This window comes from Enterobacter cloacae complex sp. ECL411 (genome assembly GCF_021869665.1).
GTDB lineage: Bacteria > Pseudomonadota > Gammaproteobacteria > Enterobacterales > Enterobacteriaceae > Enterobacter > Enterobacter intestinihominis.
The window spans coordinates 3,302,505-3,321,950 of record NZ_CP091486.1 but is presented as its reverse complement, the minus strand read 5'-3'; the positions used below and the strand labels follow the sequence as shown (position 1 = coordinate 3,321,950).

The following is a 19,446-nucleotide window of genomic DNA, read 5'->3' as shown; positions in this document are numbered from 1 at the left end:
GTGAGGCTCCTTTTAGCTGTTAATGGTGATGGCCGTGACCATGGCCTCTGCCTTTTCCGTGACCCCTGCCGCCACGGCGGTCGTCACGATCGTTCCAGCCTTCGCGGTAGCCGCGCTCGTAGGCCTTACGCTTATCCCAGCCACGGTGATAGCCGTTATCGTGTTTCCACCAGCGGTTTTTACGCCACTCATAATGTCGGTGCCAGTAGTCACGGTCGCGCCAGTAGCCACCGTCCCAGTATCTGCCGTAGTCATCACGATCGCCAATTTGTAATTTAATCGATGGCAACAGGGTGATTTCGCCCGCATTGGCGACCAGCGGGGCCGAAGCCAGTAGTACCGCTGCAAGAATCAGTGACCTGAACATACTCTTCTCCTTCACGATCGGGGCCGCTGTGCGACCTGTTAACGCAATTTTACGAGTTGGTAAACATTCGTTTCATCGCCTCAACTCCTAAATCATGAACGAGAGCACTTTTTGCTAAAAGTGTTTTTAATCTGAACTGGACAGGATCGCTTCTATCGTCTTCAGCTCTTCTGCGGAGAAATGACGATTTTCAAGCATGCCTGCAGCATCATCAATTTGTCCGGTTTTGCTTGCGCCGATGAGCACGGATGTCACCGCATCGTGGCGCAGGATCCAGGCCAGTGCCATTTGCGAAAGCTTTTGCCCCCGTTTTTCCGCCAGCGCATTCAGCTTGCGTACCTTTTCCAGCTTTTTGTCGGTGATCTGGTCCGGATTAAGGAACTTACTGCCGCTTGCTGCGCGAGAATCTGCCGGGATGCCGTTCAGATAGCGATCGGTCAACTGTCCGCCCGCCAGGGGAGAGAAGGGGATACATCCCACCCCATTTTGCTGCAATACGTCCAGCAACCCCTCTTCAGGCGCACGTTCAAACATGGAGTACTTCGGCTGGTGGATTAGACAGGGCGTGCCCAGATCCTCCAGTATTTCAATCGCCTGCCGCGCCAGTTCTGCCGGGTAGTTGGACAGGCCGATGTACAGCGCTTTGCCCTGGCGCACCACATGGTCAAGCGCTTTCATCGTTTCACGTAGCGGCGTTTGTGGATCGGGGCGGTGGTGATAGAAGATATCAACGTACTCCAGCCCCATACGCCTGAGGCTCTGGTCCAGGCTGGAAATCAGATATTTACGCGAGCCCCAGTCGCCGTAAGGCCCGTCCCACATGGTGTAGCCCGCTTTGGTGGAGATGATTAGCTCATTGCGCCAGGGCAGGAAATCCTCCTGCAGGATGCGCCCGAAGTTGCGTTCGGCTGAACCAGGAGGTGGGCCGTAATTATTGGCAAGGTCAAAATGTGTAATACCCAAATCGAAGGCGCGCTGTAAAAGTTGACGGCTGTTTTCGAGCAGCGTCGCGTCGCCAAAATTATGCCAAAGCCCCAGCGAGATGGCGGGAAGCTTGAGGCCGCTTTGTCCACAGCGGCGATATTGCATTGTCTGGTAACGATTTTTGTCAGGTTGATAACCCATGAGCGAGACCTCTGGCGCTGGAAAGAAAAATCAGTGTATGCGTTTACACTAACCTGAAGAAAATGAGCATAGCTCAGCTTTTTTCGTAAAGCATTCTTTCCAGCCCCTGATTGTCGCCAATTCTGGACACCCTTCACGCTTATTTAATACTCAGAGTGAGGTCAACGTCAGAAGGACACCTATAATATGCGTACCCCCTATTGCGTCGCCGATTACCTGCTGGACCGACTAACAGATTGCGGTGCCGATCATCTGTTTGGCGTGCCGGGCGACTATAACCTGCAGTTTCTCGACCATGTGATAGACAGCCCGGACATCTGCTGGGTGGGCTGTGCCAACGAGCTGAACGCGTCTTACGCCGCAGACGGCTATGCCCGCTGTAAGGGATTTGCCGCACTCCTGACGACTTTCGGCGTTGGGGAGTTAAGCGCCATGAACGGTGTGGCGGGCAGCTTTGCCGAACATGTCCCCGTGCTCCATATTGTGGGGGCTCCGGGTATGGCGGCGCAGCAGCGAGGAGAGTTACTGCACCACACCTTAGGCGACGGCGAGTTCCGCCATTTCTACCACATGAGCGAACCCATCACCGTTGCACAGGCGGTGCTTACCGAACAAAACGCCTGCTATGAAATTGACAGAGTCCTGACCACCATGCTGCGGGAGCGCCGTCCGGGCTACCTGATGCTGCCCGCCGATGTGGCGAAAAAAGCCGCTACGCCCCCTGTAAGCGCTCTCACTCTTAACTCCGCACCGGCCGATTCAGCCTGCATGCAAGCGTTCCGTGAGGCTGCCGAAAAGCGTTTGTCAACGAGCAAACGCACCGCGCTGTTAGCGGACTTCCTGGTGCTGCGCCACGGTTTGCGCGCGGCCCTTCAGACGTGGGTGAAAGAGGTGCCGATGGCACACGCCACCATGCTGATGGGCAAGGGCATTTTTGACGAACGACAGAGCGGTTTTTATGGCACCTACAGCGGATCGGCGAGCGCCGCGGCGGTCAAAGAGGCAATCGAGGGGGCTGATACGGTGCTGTGCATTGGCACGCGCTTTACCGATACGCTCACAGCCGGGTTTACCCACCAGCTGACGCCAGATCAGACGATAGAGGTTCAGCCCCACGCGTCCCGCGTCGGCGACGTCTGGTTTACGGGTATCCCGATGAGGGAGGCCATTGAAACGCTGACAGCGCTGTGCAAAACGCATGTGTGTGATACGCGAGCGCCATCTGATCACAGCAGCTCTTCTTTCCCCACTATCGAAGGGGCGCTGACTCAGGAGAGCTTCTGGCGAACCCTGCAAACGTTTATTCGCCCCGGAGACATTATTCTGGCTGACCAGGGGACGTCTGCTTTCGGCGCTATCGATTTGCGTTTACCGGCAGACGTGAACTTTATCGTCCAGCCGCTTTGGGGATCGATCGGCTACACGCTCGCGGCGGCGTTTGGCGCGCAAACAGCGTGTCCGAACCGACGCGTGATTGTCCTGACGGGTGACGGTGCCGCGCAGTTGACCATTCAGGAGCTGGGATCGATGCTGCGCGACAAGCAGCGCCCGATTATTCTGGTGCTTAACAACGAGGGATACACGGTTGAGAGAGCCATCCACGGGCCGGAGCAGCGCTATAACGATATTGCCCTCTGGAACTGGACGCAGATCCCGCAGGCGCTGAGCCTGGCGCCAGAGGCAGAATGCTGGCGCGTCAGCGAAGCGGAAACACTGGCGGAGGTGCTGGATAAAGTAGCACACCACGAGCGACTATCGCTGATCGAGGTGATGCTGCCGAAAGCCGATATTCCGCCGCTGCTGAGCGCGCTGACCAAAGCGCTGGAGGCGCGCAATAACGCCTGATTACCTGTCGTTTCGCCATGCCATCAACATCGGTTTGCCCGCCAGCAGGAGCCAGGCGGGCAACATCACGATACAAAGGAGCGGCAGAAGCGTGGTATCCGGCACAACAACGGCCGCCATAAACAGACTCAGCCACGCATCGCGCGTTACCACCAGTACCAGCCCCAGAATGGAGCAGGAGACGGTAATCGCCGCAGGGACAGCGTCGACGTGCTCATGCAGCATCAGCCCCAGCGCGACGCCAACAAATACCGCCGGGAAGATCCGTCCTCCCCGGAAACCACAGGCTGCAGCGATCACCAGCGCCGCCAGTTTTACCAGCGCGAACAGCAGATAATCGGAGACGCTAAAGACCTGGCTGAAGGCCAGTTGCTGCATCTCGTCCAGACCCTTAAACAGCGTAACCGTCCCGCCGATAGCGCCTAAAACGCCCAGAATAAAACCGCCCATACCCAGAATCAGCACCGGATGCTTCAGCCTGTGCATCAGACGATGCAGGCGCGGAAGACACCACACTGCGATCATTCCCAGCGCAATGGCTATCGCGACGACGACGGCACCGCTGACAATATCGGTGAGTTGCATCTGGCCATAGTGGGGGATGGGGAGTGAAAAATGAGGATGGAAAAACAGGCTGGTCGTGAGGGCCCCTGCTGCGGCGGCCATCAATGGCGCAAAGAGTTTATCCCACAGCGGCACATCATTGTCGCTGCTGAGCGTTTGCGAAAAGATGAGCGCAGCCGCTATTGGGGTACCAAACAGTGCCCCGATGGTACCGGCGGAAGCCAGAATCGTCCAGTCCAGCGCGCCAACGCGCGGGAAAAGACGCGCTCCCAGAAAGACCGCCAGCGCGATATTAACCGCCATAATGGGATGTTCAGGCCCGAGGCTTACGCCGCCCGCAAGACCGATAATCAGCGCGATAACAAGCCCCGGCAGAGCAGAGGGAGATACTGGCGCACCAATCAAGGGTTCCAGTGCCGGGTCCGGCCCGGCATGGCCCGGGCTATAGCGGATCACCAGACCTACGGCAATTCCGGTCAGGGTCAGCATCATCATGATCCACCCTGGCGAGTCAGTGCTGATGCCAAGTTTAACCGGCAGCGCGGTCCATAAAATCGTTTGCAGCACTGCCGCTACTTTCATGACGACGATGAGCACCAGGCTCGACGCTACGCCAATAATTAGCGCCGGGACAGCCAATAACAGCATGGTTCTGGCTCGCGGATGGAGCATGATGATTTCCTTGTACAAAACGGCTTAACGTTACTTTGCACAATCAGCATTGTGGCAATAGTGCAAAAGGTGCTGAAACGGTAAAGTTATTATGTGACGAAGATCGATAATCCATGGGCAGTCACCTTCTGGTCGTTGTTGTTATCACGCCTTGAATTTACAGTGTCCCAAAGATTTATTCTGACTTTAGCGGAGCAGTAGAAGAATGACAAAGTATGCTTTGGTAGGTGATGTAGGCGGCACCAACGCGCGCCTTGCCCTGTGCGATGTAAACAGCGGTGAAATTTCTCAGGCGAAAACCTATTCAGGGCTGGATTACCCAAGCCTGGAAGCGGTAGTTCGCGTCTATCTTGAAGAGCATAAAGTGAGCGTTGAAGACGGTTGTATCGCCATCGCCTGTCCGATCACCGGCGACTGGGTGGCGATGACCAACCACACGTGGGCCTTTTCAATTGCCGAAATGCGGAAAAACCTCGGTTTCTCGCACCTTGAAATTATCAACGATTTCACTGCGGTTTCCATGGCTATCCCAATGCTTAAACCTGAGCATCTGATTCAGTTCGGCGGTACGGCCCCGGTTGAAGGCAAACCCATTGCTGTTTACGGCGCCGGAACCGGTCTGGGGGTGGCGCACCTGGTTCACGTCGACAAACGCTGGGTCTGCCTGCCGGGTGAGGGCGGCCACGTGGATTTTGCGCCGAACAGCGAAGAAGAGGGCATTATTCTTGAGGAGCTACGCGCCGAGATTGGTCACGTGTCGGCCGAGCGCGTGCTTTCTGGTCCGGGTCTGGTGAACCTGTATCGGGCGATTGTAAAATCAGACGGTCGTCTGCCGGAAAATCTGCAGCCTAAAGATGTGACCGAACGCGCGCTGGCCGACAGTTGTATTGACTGCCGTCGTGCTTTGTCGTTGTTCTGCGTCATTATGGGGCGTTTCGGCGGCAACCTGGCCCTGAATCTCGGCACCTTTGGCGGGGTCTATATTGCGGGCGGGATCGTGCCGCGCTTCCTCGATTTCTTTACCGCCTCCGGTTTCCGTGGTGGCTTTGAAGACAAAGGCCGCTTCAAAAGTTACGTGCAGGACATTCCGGTTTACCTGATTGTCCACGACAATCCGGGCTTGCTTGGCTCCGGGGCGCATCTGCGTCAGGTACTTGGCCAGATCCTCTGACATCCGTCTCCCTCTCCTGCGGGAGAGGGAACGCGCTACAGGTGCATGAGCTGGCGGAACGCTTTCACTCTGCTGCGGCTTACCGGCACCTGAAAATCCAGATCCTTCAGACGCAAAATATAGGTGTTATTAAACCAGGGTTCGATCTCGCGGATCTTGTTCAGGTTGACGCAGAACGAGCGGTGGCAGCGGAAGAAGTGCGCTGCCGGGAGTTTGTTGCAAAATTCGGTGATGTTCATCGCCATTACGTAGGCCTCACGCCGCGTATAGACAAACGTCATTTTTTCGTGCGCTTCAGCATAGTAAATATCGTCGACAGGCGTGACGATGATCCGTTCGTCCTTCACCAGATTAATGGTGTCGTTTTCACGCGCTACCGGACTGGCACTGGTGGGCAGCGACTGCTGCTGCCATGCGGCTTCCAGCTTATGCAGCATGCTGATAATACGCGACTCCTGATACGGCTTGAGAATATAGTCAAACGCCTCCAGCTCGAAGGCTTCCACGGCATGCTCTTTCCACGCGGTGACAAACACAATAAACGGCTTGTGGGCGAACTGATTGATATTTTGCGCCAGCAGAACGCCGTCCAGAGACGGAATATTAATATCGAGAAAAATCGCGTCGACCCGGTTATGCTGCAAAAATTTCAGCACGTCCAGACCATCCTCAAAACAGCCAACAATCTCCATCTGGCTGTGGGTTTTGATAAGCCAGCTCAACTCCTGCTGAGCCAGAATTTCATCTTCTACGATGATGACTTTCATCTGTTACTCCGGCCTACGGCAACAAGGATATGGGGGCATTAACGGGCGTTCGTTCGTTCGGGACATAAAAAGCAATCTCGGTGCCCGGCTCAAGGCGGTGAATGTGCAGCCCGTCACCGTACAGCAGCTTGACCCGGTGGTGTACGTTCAGCAGCCCGATTTTATTTCCCGGCATTTCGTTTGATACGACGCGCTCGATCACTTTTGGATCGATGCCGTGTCCGGTATCGCGCACGGCGATTCGCACGCGGTTACCGCTTTCCGTCACGCTAATCGTGACCACGCCTTTTCCTTTACACGGCTGAATGCCGTGAACAATAGCGTTTTCCACCAGCGGCTGGATCAGCAGGCTTGGGATCACGCAGTTGACCTCTTCATCAATATCGTAAATGACCGTCAGCTTATCGCCAAAGCGTGCCTGCTCAATCGCGATGTAATCCTTGATTTGATACAGCTCTTTTTTGATGTCGATCTGCTCGTCGTCTTTTAACTCAATGTTGTAGCGCAGATAGCGCGACAGATTAAAAATCAGCTGCCGCGCGGTATCCGGATTAAGACGAATGGAAGAGGATATAGCGTTCAGCGCGTTAAACAGGAAATGGGGATTGATCTTGCTTTGCAGGGCACGCAGCTCTGCCTTATTTGCCATCTCGCGCAACTGCTCCGCACGCGAAACTTCGAGTTGGGTGGAGATAATCTGCGACAGGCCAATCGCCATCTCCTGGAGCGAGGAGGTGATTTGGTGCGCATGGCAGTAGTAAATTTTCAGCGTCCCCGTGACCACGCCTTTTTCCCACAGCGGGATCACCAGCATTGAGTGGATCTCTGGCGTCCGGTGGGCTTCATCATTGTTTTTAATGATGATTTTTCCGTAGTTAATCGCCTGTCTGGTGGTCGGGCTGATGGTATCGTCGCTGTCGCGATAATTGTGCTCACCGACGCCAACATAGGCCAGCACGTGGTCAATATTGGTGATGGCGACCGCATCGGCGTGAATATCCCGGCGGATGATATCGCAAACCTGACGTAAAGATTCGGTGTTAACGTGTCGGAAAAGCGGCAGCGTTTTGTTGGCAATATCCAGTGCCAGCTTCGCCTGACGCGCGGCGCTCGCCTCTTTTTCGCCTTCCACGCTTTGCACCAGCAGCACGATAAAGCCTATACAGACGCTTCCGAGGATCATCGGAATACCGATCTTCGAGACGATATCCAGCCCCAGCGCAGTGGTCGGTGCCCAGACGACGACCAGGATCATGGTCAGCGTTTCGCAGACCATCCCCGCGATAATCCCCGCACGCCAGTGCTGTTTTTTCGGGATTTTGCGGTTAATCCAGCCGGAGAGTACCCCGGCAATAATGCTGGTGATAAAGCAGGGGACTGCCGTCACGCCGCCAATATCAATCAGGTATCGATGGGTGCCGGCGATAATGCCTGTGATAATCCCGACCCAGGGACCAAAGAGGATCCCGCCCGACATGACGGCGATGATGCGCACGTTCACCAGCGAGCCTTCTACCGGCACGCCGGACCAGGTGCTGAACAGGGCAAACATCGAAAAGATAAACGTGACGGCCAGCAGCTCTTTTGGCGAATGGGCAGATTTATGCAACAGTTCGCGGAACAAGCGGATGCGGATAAGGAAAAAGAGACAGATCAGCATTAATGCCGCGCGGTCGAACACCGCCAGGAGCATATTGAAGATTTCGTGCACGGTCAGGCCTGGGAAAACGGGAAAAATCTATGATAGAAAACATAGGGCCAGATGACCAGCTATCCATCAGATTTATCAAATGGGGAAAAACCATAATTCTCAAAGGGGATTGCTGGCTTTTGACTGAAAGTCGCTGCTTTTTCGTTTGGGGAGAAGCGTCAGGTAACGATACTGAAAATATTGTGTTAAATCGCAGCGCTTAAAACTGCCTGATCACGATAAGAGTTCCGCTTTTCACTGCAATCGCATTCCCGTTTTAGCGCAATATATTGTTTTGCCGTTATCCCCTCGACAGCGTCTTTTTCTTCAGGTTATTTTCTAAGCATGCCACACGGGTGGCAGCGTCGCTCGGACGGTCCGGGCGCTAACGTGACTCTGAGGAATCTATGGCTGAATTCAGTCCTGAACGCCGTTTTACGCGTATCGATCGTCTCCCCCCTTATGTTTTCAATATCACTGCTGAACTGAAAATGGCTGCGCGTCGGCGCGGTGAAGACATTATCGATTTCAGTATGGGTAACCCTGACGGCCCAACGCCGCCGCATATCGTTGAGAAACTCTGCACAGTTGCCCAGCGTCCCGATACCCATGGGTATTCAACCTCACGCGGCATTCCACGCTTGCGTCGGGCGATCTCCCGCTGGTATCAGGATCGTTATCAGGTGGATATCGACCCTGAAAGCGAAGCGATTGTGACCATTGGCTCCAAAGAGGGGCTGGCCCACCTGATGCTGGCGACGCTCGATCACGGCGATACCGTCCTGGTGCCGAATCCGAGCTACCCAATTCATATTTATGGGGCGGTGATTGCTGGCGCGCAGGTGCGTTCTGTTCCACTGGTGGAAGGCGTCGACTTCTTCAACGAGCTGGAACGGGCGATTCGTGAAAGCTATCCGAAGCCGAAAATGATGATCCTCGGTTTCCCGTCCAACCCAACGGCACAATGCGTCGAACTCGAATTCTTTGAGAAAGTGGTCGCGCTGGCTAAGCGTTACGACGTGCTGGTGGTACACGATCTCGCCTATGCTGATATCGTTTATGATGGCTGGAAAGCGCCGTCAATTATGCAGGTACCGGGTGCCCGTGATGTGGCGGTTGAGTTTTTCACCCTGTCGAAAAGCTACAACATGGCGGGCTGGCGAATTGGATTTATGGTGGGAAACAAAACGCTGGTGAGCGCCCTGGCGCGTATTAAAAGTTACCATGACTATGGTACGTTTACGCCATTGCAGGTCGCGGCCATCGCGGCGCTGGAAGGGGATCAGCAGTGCGTGCTTGATATTGCCGCCCAGTACAAGCGCCGTCGTGATGTGCTGGTAAAAGGGCTTCACGAAGCGGGCTGGATGGTTGAAATGCCTAAAGCTTCCATGTACGTCTGGGCGAAAATCCCCGAGCCGTATGCGGCGATGGGATCTCTGGAATTTGCCAAAAAACTGCTTCAGGACGCGAAGGTTTGCGTTTCTCCAGGCATTGGCTTTGGTGACTACGGTGACACGCATGTGCGTTTCGCGCTGATCGAAAACAGCGACCGTATCCGTCAGGCTGTGCGGGGGATTAAAAGCATGTTCCGCGCGGATGGCCTGCTTGCAGTTAAGAGCGTCGTGGAACAACCCGAGTCGTAACGGACACCAAAAAAACAGGCGCCAACGGCGCCTGTTTTTTTGACTGCATTTTCTTAACTAGATCATCAGAGCAAACGTTCCGGCCCAAACTAAAACAATAACCGAAATGCCCATAAAGAAATATTTCACGTTTCATCGCTCCGCGTATCTTCCGGTACGCATTAAAAAAACAGAGTCCAACTGAGTATAGAGAGTTGAAATCATGCGAAAGGGGAAATCGGAATTATCCCGTTACGTCGCTAACTTCAGCTCTGAATTCTGTGCTTTCCTGTCGCCAGACGGCGCTAATGTACGCCTAAATTTCAGGAGTGACAAGAGGCATTTTTTTAAATAATTTCCGATACTTACGAGTGTCGTGGAACGGCGACAGTTTGATTTCGGTACGCAATAAATGCCTGTTGAGCGACGGTCGAAAAAAGCCGTTACGCACTGCGATTACAGGTGCTTGAAAAGGTTAGTTTCTTAGCGAAACTAACCTTCGAAAGGGGTTAGATATAAAGTGAGGCTTCGCCCAGAGGGCGGGTTTTAAAGCGGCGGTGCATCCACAGATACTGCTCAGGTGCTCGCATAATCTCAAACTCAATCACCTTATTGATAAAGGTCGCGGCTTCACTCTCATCCTCAGGATAGTTCGCCATCTCCGGTGAGATATGCAGACGATAGCCTGACTTATCCGCTTTTCTGACCATGGTCACCGTTAACATCGAGGCGCCAGAGAGACGTGAAATCACAAAGGTACCGTTCGTCGTAGCGACATCTTTAACCGCAAAGAAAGGGGCAAAGCTGCTGCCTTTAGGGCCGTAGTCCTGGTCCGGGGCAAACCAGACGGCTTCACCTTTTTTCAGGGCGCCAACCATACCGCGCAGATTGTTACGGCTGATCATCGCCTTATTTGAACGCATGCGGCCCCGCGTTTGTACCCATTCCATCAGTGCGCTGTTATGCGGGCGATAGGTTGCCATCATCGGCTGACAAAGACCCATAACGCGGCCGCCCAGCTCAAGCGACATAAAATGCACACCCACAACCATCACGCCGCGTTTTTGCATCTGGGCATGTTTGAGGTTATCCAGACCTTCAACGTCAAACCATTTACGGACACGCTCGTCTGGCCAGAACCAGGCCATACCGGTTTCAAGCAGCGCCATACCGATAGATTTAAAGTTTTCAGCGATCAGCGTTTCACGCTGCTGCGCGTTGTAATGCGGAAAGCAAAGTTCAAGATTTTTTCGGGCAATGGACTCGCGACGCTTAAGAAAGTGACGCGATGCGCTGCCGAGCTTCGAACCCAGGAAGCGAATCACGGGATAAGGAAGCTGGACCAGCAGCCAAAGTACGCCAAGGCCGAACCATGTAAACCAGTAGCGCGGGTGCAGAAACGCCCGCTGAAATTTGGATTGAGACAAAATAGTGGAACCTTTGTAAAGCCTGTGAAGGTAGCGCAGACTTCGCGATACCACGTGCCATTGAGACCGTAGGACGAGGTCATGGTTGCAGGCTTTACCGTTCTTTACGACGTTGCCTGGCCATTGCTGACTTGGGTGGGCGGCTTAATGTAGCACCGTTATACATTATGAGCTATTACTCGTTTTTGCTTAAAAAAGCGGCAATTGCAAAGCGGATTGATAAATCAGGGATTATAGGGGGAAATTAAAAGTGTCCCCTGCAGGAATCGAACCTGCAACTAGCCCTTAGGAGGGGCTCGTTATATCCATTTAACTAAGGGGACGAAGCGGCAAGAGTATAGCGTTATTTACACTTCTCGTTAAGCGCATTGCCGCCTGACTGGTCAAAGAGTCACCGTTCACGCCGATTTTTCGGCAGTTTTATCCTTTTTTTCCTGAGCCTTAAGTTCGGCCTTACGCTTGTTGGACATGTCGTTACGGATTTGCGCATGGCTCAGCAGTGCAAAGATAAAGGTTCCGCCACAAATGTTGCCTGCGAGAGTAGGCAGGGCGAACGGCCAGAAAAAGTCGCTCCAGTGGAGTGTGCCGTTAAATACCAGATAAAGGATTTCAACGGTCCCGACAACAATGTGCGTGGTATCGGCGAGTGCGATAAGCCAGGTCATTAGAATAATCACCACGATTTTCGCGCTGCCCGCTGACGGGAACATCCAGACCATAGTGGCGATGATCCAGCCGGAGATAATGGCATTAGAGAACATTTCAACCGGCGTATTTTTCATTACATCCATGCCAATCTTCACGAATGCGTCGCGGGTCGGTTCATCAAAGATTGGCATATACTCGAAGGCCCAGGCTGCAACGCCCGTACCGATCAGGTTCCCCAGCAGCACGACGCTCCACAGGCGCATCAGTAAACCAAAATTACCAAGGGTCGGATTTTGCATGACGGGCAGTACGGCAGTGACGGTGTTCTCCGTGAAAAGCTGCTGTCGCGCCATAATGACGATAATAAAGCCGAACGTGTAGCCTAAATTCTCCAGCAAAAAACCGCCCGGCACGCCTTCCAGTTGAACGTGAAATATACCTTTGGCGAGCAGAGAGGCACCCATCGACAGACCGGCTGCGATGGCCGACCACAGCAGGGCCATTGCGTCACGCTCCATCTCCTTTTCGCCATCCTGGCGAATATGCTCATGAATGGCCATGGCACGCGACGGCAGGCGATCCTCATCGACTTCTATCTCTTCTCCCCGGTCTTTCTCCTCACTTTCAATCTCATGTTCCTCATTGTTCTCGCCAATTTTTTCTTCGTTAATATCTTTCATAACTGCTCCTTCGGGGTAATCGCTCATTTAAGCGTAGCGGCTTTTGGCGCCTTGCCCGTGGGGAAGCTCTTAAATTGCTGAAAATGGCAATAAAGGTGAGACATCTCTTTCAAAGCCAATATAAAATTGCCAGCGAAACGAATTCTTAAAGACAGGCTATGCTGAAATTAGCGTGATGACGCGAGCGGGTCGTCATTGTCCTCGTAGACATCGGTAAGCGTGCTGTTACAATCACTTGCACGTTTCAGGCGGAGCCTCACAGGCTCCGTCACAGATGGCATTCAACGATAGCCATATTGTACAGGGAGAAATATATGAAGCTTCGGCTGTCGGCGCTTGCGCTGGGCGTAACGATGCTTGTGGGCTGCGCCAGCTCTGGCGAGCAAACGGGACGCTCCGATCCTCTCGAAGGATTTAACCGTTCAATGTACAACTTTAACTATAATGTGCTGGATCCATATCTGGTTCGTCCGGTTGCCGTGGCATGGCGTGACTACGTTCCGCAGCCAGCGCGTAACGGGCTGAGCAACTTTACCAGTAACCTGGAAGAGCCAGCGGTGATGGTGAACTACTTCCTCCAGGGCGACCCGTATCAGGGGATGGTGCATTTCACCCGTTTCTTCCTGAACTCTCTGCTGGGTATGGGCGGCTTAATAGATGTCGCAGGCATGGCGAACCCGAAATTACAGCGTGAACAGCCGCATCGTTTCGGCAGCACACTGGGGCATTATGGCGTAGGTTATGGGCCGTATGTGCACCTGCCATTCTACGGCAGCTTTACCGTGCGTGATGATGGCGGCGATATGGTGGATACGCTGTATCCGGTGCTGTCATGGCTCACCTGGCCGCTGTCGATTGGTAAATGGACCGTGGAAGGGATTGAAACGCGTGCGCAACTGCTGGACTCTGACGGTCTGCTGCGTCAGTCTTCCGATCCGTACATCATGGTCCGCGAGGCCTATTTCCAGAACCATGACTTTATTGCCAACGGCGGTAAGCTGAAGCCGGAAGATAATCCGAACGCGAAAGCCATCGAGAACGAATTAAAAGATATCGATTCGGAATAAATAAAAAAGGTGAGCGATGCTCACCTTTTTTAATCGTGTTGGGATTAGAACGCGTAGTTGAAGTTGGTACCAAACAGCCAGGCTTTACCTTCAGAGGTAAACTCGTAAGGGCCTTCCTGGAAGGTCACTTTCTGTCCATGCATGTACGACACGCCCGCGTCGATAGAGGCATTCTCGTTGAACGCGTAGGTTGCCCCCGCACTTACCCAGAAACGGTCCTGATCCGGAATGGAGATAGAACGCTTATCTGCCGGTACCGGACTGTCATCAAATGCCACGCCGGTACGGAACGTCCAGTTGTCATCCATATAATAGGTCGTACCAAGTGCGATACGGTAAGCATCGTGGAAGCTTTCGTCTTTATAGAACAGCGTCTGGCCGTTGCTGCCGGTGGCTTTCAGCTCCTGGAACTGGCTCCAGCTGGTATACGCGAGGCTATAGTGAATAGCCCACTGCGGCGCAACGCGGTTATAACCTGACACTTCCCACATTTCTGGCAGATGCAGTGACAGTGAACCCGGTACGGTTTGATTCGAGGTACCCCATGGAATGGTGGTGCCTGCACCCGGCACCATACCGTTGACCGGGCTCAGGATGCCGCTTTTGTAATCGCCATCGAAATCAATCTTCACTTCTGAGCGGTAGGTCAGACCCCAGCGGTTGTTTTTATCCAGTTCATACAGGATACCGGCGTTCCAGCCGTAACCCCACTCGTCACCTTTCAGGCTGGCAATTTTATTGCTGTTTTTCGGCAGCGCAGCAGTTTGCTCCCCGGAATAACGCTCGATTTTTGCATCAGCGTAGACAGCATCAAAGCCCAGACCAAAGCTCCAGTTATCGTTCAGACGATATGCGCCGCTCAGGTTAAGGTTCAGGGTCGTCAGGTCGGTTTTACCGCCGTATTCCCCGGCCGGGTAGTTGTTATTGAACTCCGTTGCCAGGCCATAGTTTGAGGTGACAGAGGCACCCCAACCAAACTGTTCATTGATTGGCGCAACAAAGTGCAGGTTAGGCACCCACGCCGTTGGTGCAATGTTATCCGCCTTCAGATCTGCGCCGGTATACTGAGATTTGCCAGAAATGTTGACATCAGGATCTATGTAAACCGCACCGGCAGAGAAGGTAGGGCGATCAAACATCATGATAAGCGCCGGGTTACGGCTTGCGTTGCCTGCGTCATCGGCAATCGCACCTTCCCCGGAATACGCACGGCCAAGGCCAGAGGAAGAAAATTCGTTTAACTGGAAGCCCGCTGACCAGGCGGACGTTGAGACGATTGCCACTGCAACTGCTAAAGCAGTTTGTTTGAACAGGGTTTTCTGGCTCATGACCATAACCTCATTGAGTTATTTTTATTCAATAATTGTTACATACCGTAACAGGAGCGCGAAGTGTAGGGTCTGAGGTATGACATACAAATCAGACCAGTGGCGAGAGTATAGGTCTGACCAGCTGGGATGTTGCAAGTTTGTTTATTAATATTTTCAAACATGTTTCATGAAACGAGATCTGGTTGGCAAAATTGTGACCAGTACGATTCATCCGAAAAGGTGAATTTTGTTTTAGATCATTTTTTAGTGTGATATTGCTCACTTATCCGGTTTTGCGCCATTAACGGCTGGAGGGGGCTCGTCCGGGGGCGTAAAATAGTCGCATCGTGTTTATCTCGCGCGCTGCGCGAATACAGAGGAAATTGAGCTATGAGTAAATGCAGTGCTGATGAAACCCCGGTTTGCTGCTGTATGGATGTTGGCACCATTATGGACAACACCGATTGCACCGCCTCTTACAGCCGCGTATTCCCTAACCGCGCTGAAGCGGAAGAGACGCTGGCCGCGCTGAGCAAGCGTGCGCATGAAGTCGAATCCGATCCATGTGAAATCAAATCTACCTTCACGGAAGTGGAAGGCGGCGTACAGCTGGATATCGACTTTGTGTTCGCCTGCGAGGCAGAAACGCTGATCTTCCAGCTGGGCCTGCGTTAATTCCTGCGGTCTCGTGCCCTCACCCCAACCCTCTCCCACGGGAGAGGGCGCAAACACTAAAAACGGTAACCCACGGGTTACCGTTTTGCTTTTACCCTGGGCATTTTCTTTTTCTTCTCTGTGCCTTAGCTCGCAATTTTTCGCTTCCCCGATTGGCTCAATGTAAAAAAATAGTTAAGACTATTATCAGGTCAGACCACTTAACGTGCGCGCAAAATTTTTTTACAGGGGAGTGTTATGAGTCAGGCATTACCGCTTATCACCCGACACGGTGACCGCATCGCCATTGTCAGCGGGTTACGTACGCCGTTTGCACGTCAGGCAACCGCGTTTCACGGTATACCGGCTGTCGATCTGGGAAAAATGGTGGTGGGGGAGATGCTGGCTCGCAGCGAGATCCCGCCAGAGGTTATTGAGCAACTGGTTTTCGGCCAGGTGGTACAGATGCCGGAAGCACCCAATATCGCGCGTGAAATCGTGCTGGGTACCGGCATGAATGTTCATACCGACGCCTACAGCGTCAGCCGCGCCTGCGCCACAAGTTTCCAGGCGGTGGCGAACGTGGCGGAAAGCCTGATGGCGGGGACCATTCGCGCGGGGATCGCCGGCGGCGCGGATTCCTCCTCCGTGCTGCCCATCGGCGTCAGCAAACAGCTGGCCCGCATCCTCGTGGATGCCAACAAAGCTCGCACTACCGGTGCAAAGCTTAAACTCTTCTCGCGTTTACGCCTGCGCGACCTCATGCCCGTGCCACCTGCCGTTGCTGAATACTCCACCGGCCTGCGCATGGGCGATACAGCCGAGCAGATGGCAAAAACCTACGGTATTACACGCGAACAGCAGGATGCGCTGGCGCATCGCTCGCATCAGCTGGCAGCGAAAGCCTGGTCGGAGGGCAAACTGACCAACGAAGTGATGACCGCCTATGTACCGCCTTACCGGGAACCGCTCGCGGAAGATAACAACGTTCGCGGCACCTCAACCCTGGCAGATTACGCAAAACTGCGCCCGGCCTTTGACCGTAAACATGGCACCGTTACGGCGGCCAACAGTACGCCGCTGACGGACGGTGCCGCCGCCGTGATCCTGATGACGGAATCCCGGGCGAAAGAGCTGGGCATCACACCGCTGGGCTATTTGCGCAGCTATGCCTTTACCGCCATCGATGTCTGGCAGGACATGCTGCTCGGACCGGCCTGGTCCACGCCGCTGGCGCTGGAGCGCGCGGGGCTAACGCTCTCCGATCTCACGCTAATTGATATGCACGAAGCCTTTGCCGCACAAACGCTGGCAAACGTGCAGCTTATGGCGAGCGAACGTTTTGCCCGCGACGTGCTGGGCCGCGCGCATGCCACAGGCGAAGTGGATCAAAGTAAATTCAATGTGCTGGGCGGCTCTATTGCCTACGGTCATCCGTTTGCAGCGACCGGGGCGAGAATGATCACCCAGACGTTGCACGAACTGCGTCGCCGTGGCGGCGGCTTTGGTCTCGTCACCGCCTGTGCGGCGGGCGGCCTGGGCGCAGCAATGGTTCTGGAGGCTGAATAATGGAAACGACATCTGCATTTAACCTTGTTGTTCGCCTTGATAACGTGGCCGTTATCACCATTGATGTGCCCGACGAAAAAATGAATACCCTGAAGGCGGAGTTCGGCGTTCAGGTGCGTGCGATGCTCAGACAGATCCGCGAAAACAAAGCGATACGTGGCCTGGTATTTATCTCGGCAAAGCCGGATAACTTTATTGCCGGGGCCGATATCAACATGATTGCCCGGGCGACAAGCGCTCAGGAAGCAGAAGATCTGGCGCGTCAGGGGCAGCAGGTGATGGCGGAGATCCATGCGCTGTCGATACCCGTTGTCGCTGCGATCCACGGGGCTTGCCTGGGCGGCGGGCTTGAGCTGGCGCTGGCCTGCCACAGTCGCATCTGTACCGACGATGCGAAAACCGTACTCGGACTGCCTGAAGTACAGCTTGGATTGCTGCCCGGTTCAGGTGGCACGCAGCGCTTGCCGCGGCTGGTGGGCGTCAGTACGGCGCTGGAGATGATTTTAACCGGTAAACAGCTGCGCGCCCGTCAGGCGTTAAAGGCGGGTCTGGTTGATGAGGTCGTTCCGCACGCAATCTTGCTTGAGGCTGCCGTTGAGCGGGCGCTGAAAGGTCGTCAGGCGAAACGCCCCCTGCCGGTGCGTGAGCGTATCCTCGCCGGGCCGCTGGGGCGCACGCTGCTCTTTAATATGGTGGGTAAAAAAACCGAGCAAAAAACCAGAGGGAACTATCCGGCAGCGACGCGCATTCTGAAGGTGATTGAAACCGGTTTATCGCAGGGCAGCAGCAGCGGTTATGCCGCGGAAGCGAAAGCGTTTGGCGAGCTGGCGATGACGCCGCAGTCGCAGGCGCTGCGCGGCATTTTCTTTGCCAGCACGGAGGTTAAAAAAGATCCGGGCAGTGAAGCTGAACCGGCTCCGCTGCGCGCCGTTGGGGTTCTGGGTGGTGGGCTGATGGGCGGCGGCATCGCGTTTGTCACCGCCAGCAAAGGCAAATTGCCCGTACGTATCAAAGATATCAATCCTAAGGGCATCAACCACGCGTTGCAGTACAGCTGGCAGAACCTTGATCGCAAAGTGAAACGCCGCCATATCAAGGCCAGCGATCGCGATAAAACCCTCGCGATGATCACTGGCGCCACCGACTACAGTGGGTTTGCACACCGCGATCTGGTGATTGAAGCCGTGTTCGAAGATCTGGCCCTTAAGCAGCAGATGGTAGCGGACGTTGAACAGCATTGCGCGCCGCACACCATTTTCGCGTCAAACACCTCGTCTTTGCCGATCGGCGACATCGCGGCGAAAGCCATGCGCCCGGAGCAGGTGATAGGGCTGCACTATTTCAGTCCTGTCGAAAAAATGCCGCTGGTGGAGGTTATCCCTCATGCCACAACCAGCCCGCAAACTATTGCCACCGTGGTGAAGCTGGCGAAAAAACAGGGCAAAACTCCTGTTGTGGTCGCGGACAAAGCCGGCTTCTACGTCAACCGCATTCTGGCGCCGTATATTAACGAAGCGATGCGGTTGCTGACGGAAGGGGAGAAAATTGAGCACGTCGATGACGCCCTGGTGAAGTTTGGTTTCCCCGTCGGCCCAATCCAACTTTTGGATGAGGTAGGAATTGATACGGGGACTAAAATTATCCCTGTGCTGGAAGCGGCTTATGGCGATCGTTTTGCGCCGCCTGCAAACTTTGTTTCCGCAATTTTGAAGGACGATCGCAAAGGCAGAAAAAATGAACGCGGTTTCTATCTTTACGCCGCGAAAGGGCGTAAAAGCAAGAAACAGGTCGACCCTTCGGTTTATGCGCTTATTCCTGTCACGGGTCAGGGAAAACTGTCGGCGGTTCAGTGTGCTGAGCGCTGCGTGATGATGATGCTCAATGAAGCGGCGCGCTGCTTTGGTGAGCAGGTGATCAAAAGCGCGCGCGACGGCGACATCGGTGCCGTGTTTGGTATCGGTTTTCCGCCATTCCTTGGCGGCCCGTTCCGGTATATGGATACCCTCGGGGCGGGTGAAGTGGTTGCGATCCTGCAACGTCTGGCCTCGCAATACGGTCCACGGTTTACACCTTGTGACGAATTATTGCAGATGGCGGAACGGGGTCAGACATTCTGGCCCGCAAGGGAAACTGATTGCGTAAACTGAAGTCAAAGAAGGGTAAATCCTGAGGTGATGGAACCTGTTCTGGCGAAATTGTAAACAGAGATTGACTATACTTACGCCATTGAGGTAAAAAACAGCGTTTCATTCACCGAATGGATCAGGC

Annotated in this window: 16 protein-coding genes and 1 tRNA gene; 7 read left to right on the top strand and 10 right to left on the bottom strand. The window is 54.2% G+C overall.

What is annotated here, in order from left to right:
- Window positions 1–19: 19 nt before the first annotated feature.
- Entirely contained in the window at window positions 20–367 is a 348-nt protein-coding gene (gene ypeC / locus L3069_RS15745) for a DUF2502 domain-containing protein YpeC (RefSeq protein WP_022648932.1), read from the bottom strand.
- A gap of 126 nt (window positions 368–493) precedes the next feature.
- Window positions 494–1,492, bottom strand: coding sequence for an L-glyceraldehyde 3-phosphate reductase (gene mgrA / locus L3069_RS15740; RefSeq protein ID WP_038416471.1), 999 nt, complete (start codon window positions 1,490–1,492; stop codon window positions 494–496).
- A gap of 186 nt (window positions 1,493–1,678) precedes the next feature.
- On the opposite strand from mgrA, the gene ipdC reads away from it, so the two are divergent.
- Complete coding sequence (gene ipdC / locus L3069_RS15735; RefSeq protein ID WP_038416470.1) at window positions 1,679–3,337, top strand: indolepyruvate decarboxylase; 1,659 nt, start codon at window positions 1,679–1,681, stop codon at window positions 3,335–3,337.
- On the opposite strand, the gene L3069_RS15730 is transcribed toward ipdC, so the two are convergent.
- The gene (locus tag L3069_RS15730) at window positions 3,338–4,573 is read right to left on the bottom strand and encodes an ion channel protein (protein WP_038416469.1); all 1,236 of its coding nucleotides are present in this window, start codon (window positions 4,571–4,573) and stop codon (window positions 3,338–3,340) included.
- A gap of 205 nt (window positions 4,574–4,778) precedes the next feature.
- On the opposite strand from L3069_RS15730, the gene glk reads away from it, so the two are divergent.
- On the top strand, window positions 4,779–5,744 hold the full coding sequence (gene glk / locus L3069_RS15725; RefSeq protein ID WP_100167844.1) for a glucokinase: 966 nt from the start codon (window positions 4,779–4,781) through the stop codon (window positions 5,742–5,744).
- A 35-nt stretch (window positions 5,745–5,779) separates the two neighbouring features.
- Here the strand turns inward: glk and L3069_RS15720 are convergent, their stop codons facing one another.
- Both L3069_RS15720 and L3069_RS15715 read right to left on the bottom strand, forming a co-directional pair.
- Complete coding sequence (locus L3069_RS15720) at window positions 5,780–6,511, bottom strand: LytTR family DNA-binding domain-containing protein (RefSeq protein WP_032623833.1); 732 nt, start codon at window positions 6,509–6,511, stop codon at window positions 5,780–5,782.
- Between the two features lie 13 nt (window positions 6,512–6,524).
- A complete protein-coding gene (locus L3069_RS15715; protein ID WP_038416468.1) occupies window positions 6,525–8,222 on the bottom strand; it encodes a sensor histidine kinase in 1,698 nt (565 codons plus the stop codon).
- Window positions 8,223–8,608: 386 nt separating this feature from the next.
- On the opposite strand from L3069_RS15715, the gene alaC reads away from it, so the two are divergent.
- The gene (alaC, locus tag L3069_RS15710; RefSeq protein ID WP_023300650.1) at window positions 8,609–9,844 is read left to right on the top strand and encodes an alanine transaminase; all 1,236 of its coding nucleotides are present in this window, start codon (window positions 8,609–8,611) and stop codon (window positions 9,842–9,844) included.
- 57 nt (window positions 9,845–9,901) lie between these two features.
- On the opposite strand, the gene ypdK is transcribed toward alaC, so the two are convergent.
- From ypdK to L3069_RS15690, 4 genes are all read right to left on the bottom strand, one after another.
- Window positions 9,902–9,973, bottom strand: coding sequence for a membrane protein YpdK (gene ypdK, locus L3069_RS15705; protein ID WP_099458937.1), 72 nt, complete (start codon window positions 9,971–9,973; stop codon window positions 9,902–9,904).
- 359 nt (window positions 9,974–10,332) lie between these two features.
- Window positions 10,333–11,253: a kdo(2)-lipid IV(A) palmitoleoyltransferase gene (lpxP, locus tag L3069_RS15700; RefSeq protein ID WP_168713920.1), complete on the bottom strand. Its 921-nt coding sequence runs from the start codon at window positions 11,251–11,253 to the stop codon at window positions 10,333–10,335.
- A 248-nt stretch (window positions 11,254–11,501) separates the two neighbouring features.
- Window positions 11,502–11,573: transfer RNA gene (locus tag L3069_RS15695), tRNA-Arg, on the bottom strand.
- Between the two features lie 75 nt (window positions 11,574–11,648).
- Window positions 11,649–12,578: a formate/nitrite transporter family protein gene (locus L3069_RS15690; protein WP_022648872.1), complete on the bottom strand. Its 930-nt coding sequence runs from the start codon at window positions 12,576–12,578 to the stop codon at window positions 11,649–11,651.
- Between the two features lie 314 nt (window positions 12,579–12,892).
- Here L3069_RS15690 and mlaA point away from each other — a divergent pair, with 314 nt between their 5' ends.
- Complete coding sequence (gene mlaA / locus L3069_RS15685; protein ID WP_022648871.1) at window positions 12,893–13,645, top strand: phospholipid-binding lipoprotein MlaA; 753 nt, start codon at window positions 12,893–12,895, stop codon at window positions 13,643–13,645.
- Window positions 13,646–13,689: 44 nt separating this feature from the next.
- On the opposite strand, the gene fadL is transcribed toward mlaA, so the two are convergent.
- Entirely contained in the window at window positions 13,690–14,973 is a 1,284-nt protein-coding gene (gene fadL, locus L3069_RS15680) for a long-chain fatty acid transporter FadL (RefSeq protein ID WP_022648870.1), read from the bottom strand.
- A 372-nt stretch (window positions 14,974–15,345) separates the two neighbouring features.
- Between fadL and L3069_RS15675 the strand changes: the two genes are divergently transcribed.
- From L3069_RS15675 to fadJ, 3 genes are all read left to right on the top strand, one after another.
- Window positions 15,346–15,630 (top strand): YfcZ/YiiS family protein, encoded by a 285-nt coding sequence (locus L3069_RS15675; protein WP_038416466.1) that lies wholly within the window; start codon window positions 15,346–15,348, stop codon window positions 15,628–15,630.
- A 237-nt stretch (window positions 15,631–15,867) separates the two neighbouring features.
- On the top strand, window positions 15,868–17,178 hold the full coding sequence (fadI, locus tag L3069_RS15670) for an acetyl-CoA C-acyltransferase FadI (protein WP_022648868.1): 1,311 nt from the start codon (window positions 15,868–15,870) through the stop codon (window positions 17,176–17,178).
- Window positions 17,178–19,325: a fatty acid oxidation complex subunit alpha FadJ gene (gene fadJ / locus L3069_RS15665; RefSeq protein ID WP_038416465.1), complete on the top strand. Its 2,148-nt coding sequence runs from the start codon at window positions 17,178–17,180 to the stop codon at window positions 19,323–19,325. Before fadI ends, fadJ begins: the two co-directional genes overlap by 1 nt.
- Window positions 19,326–19,446 lie beyond the last annotated feature (121 nt).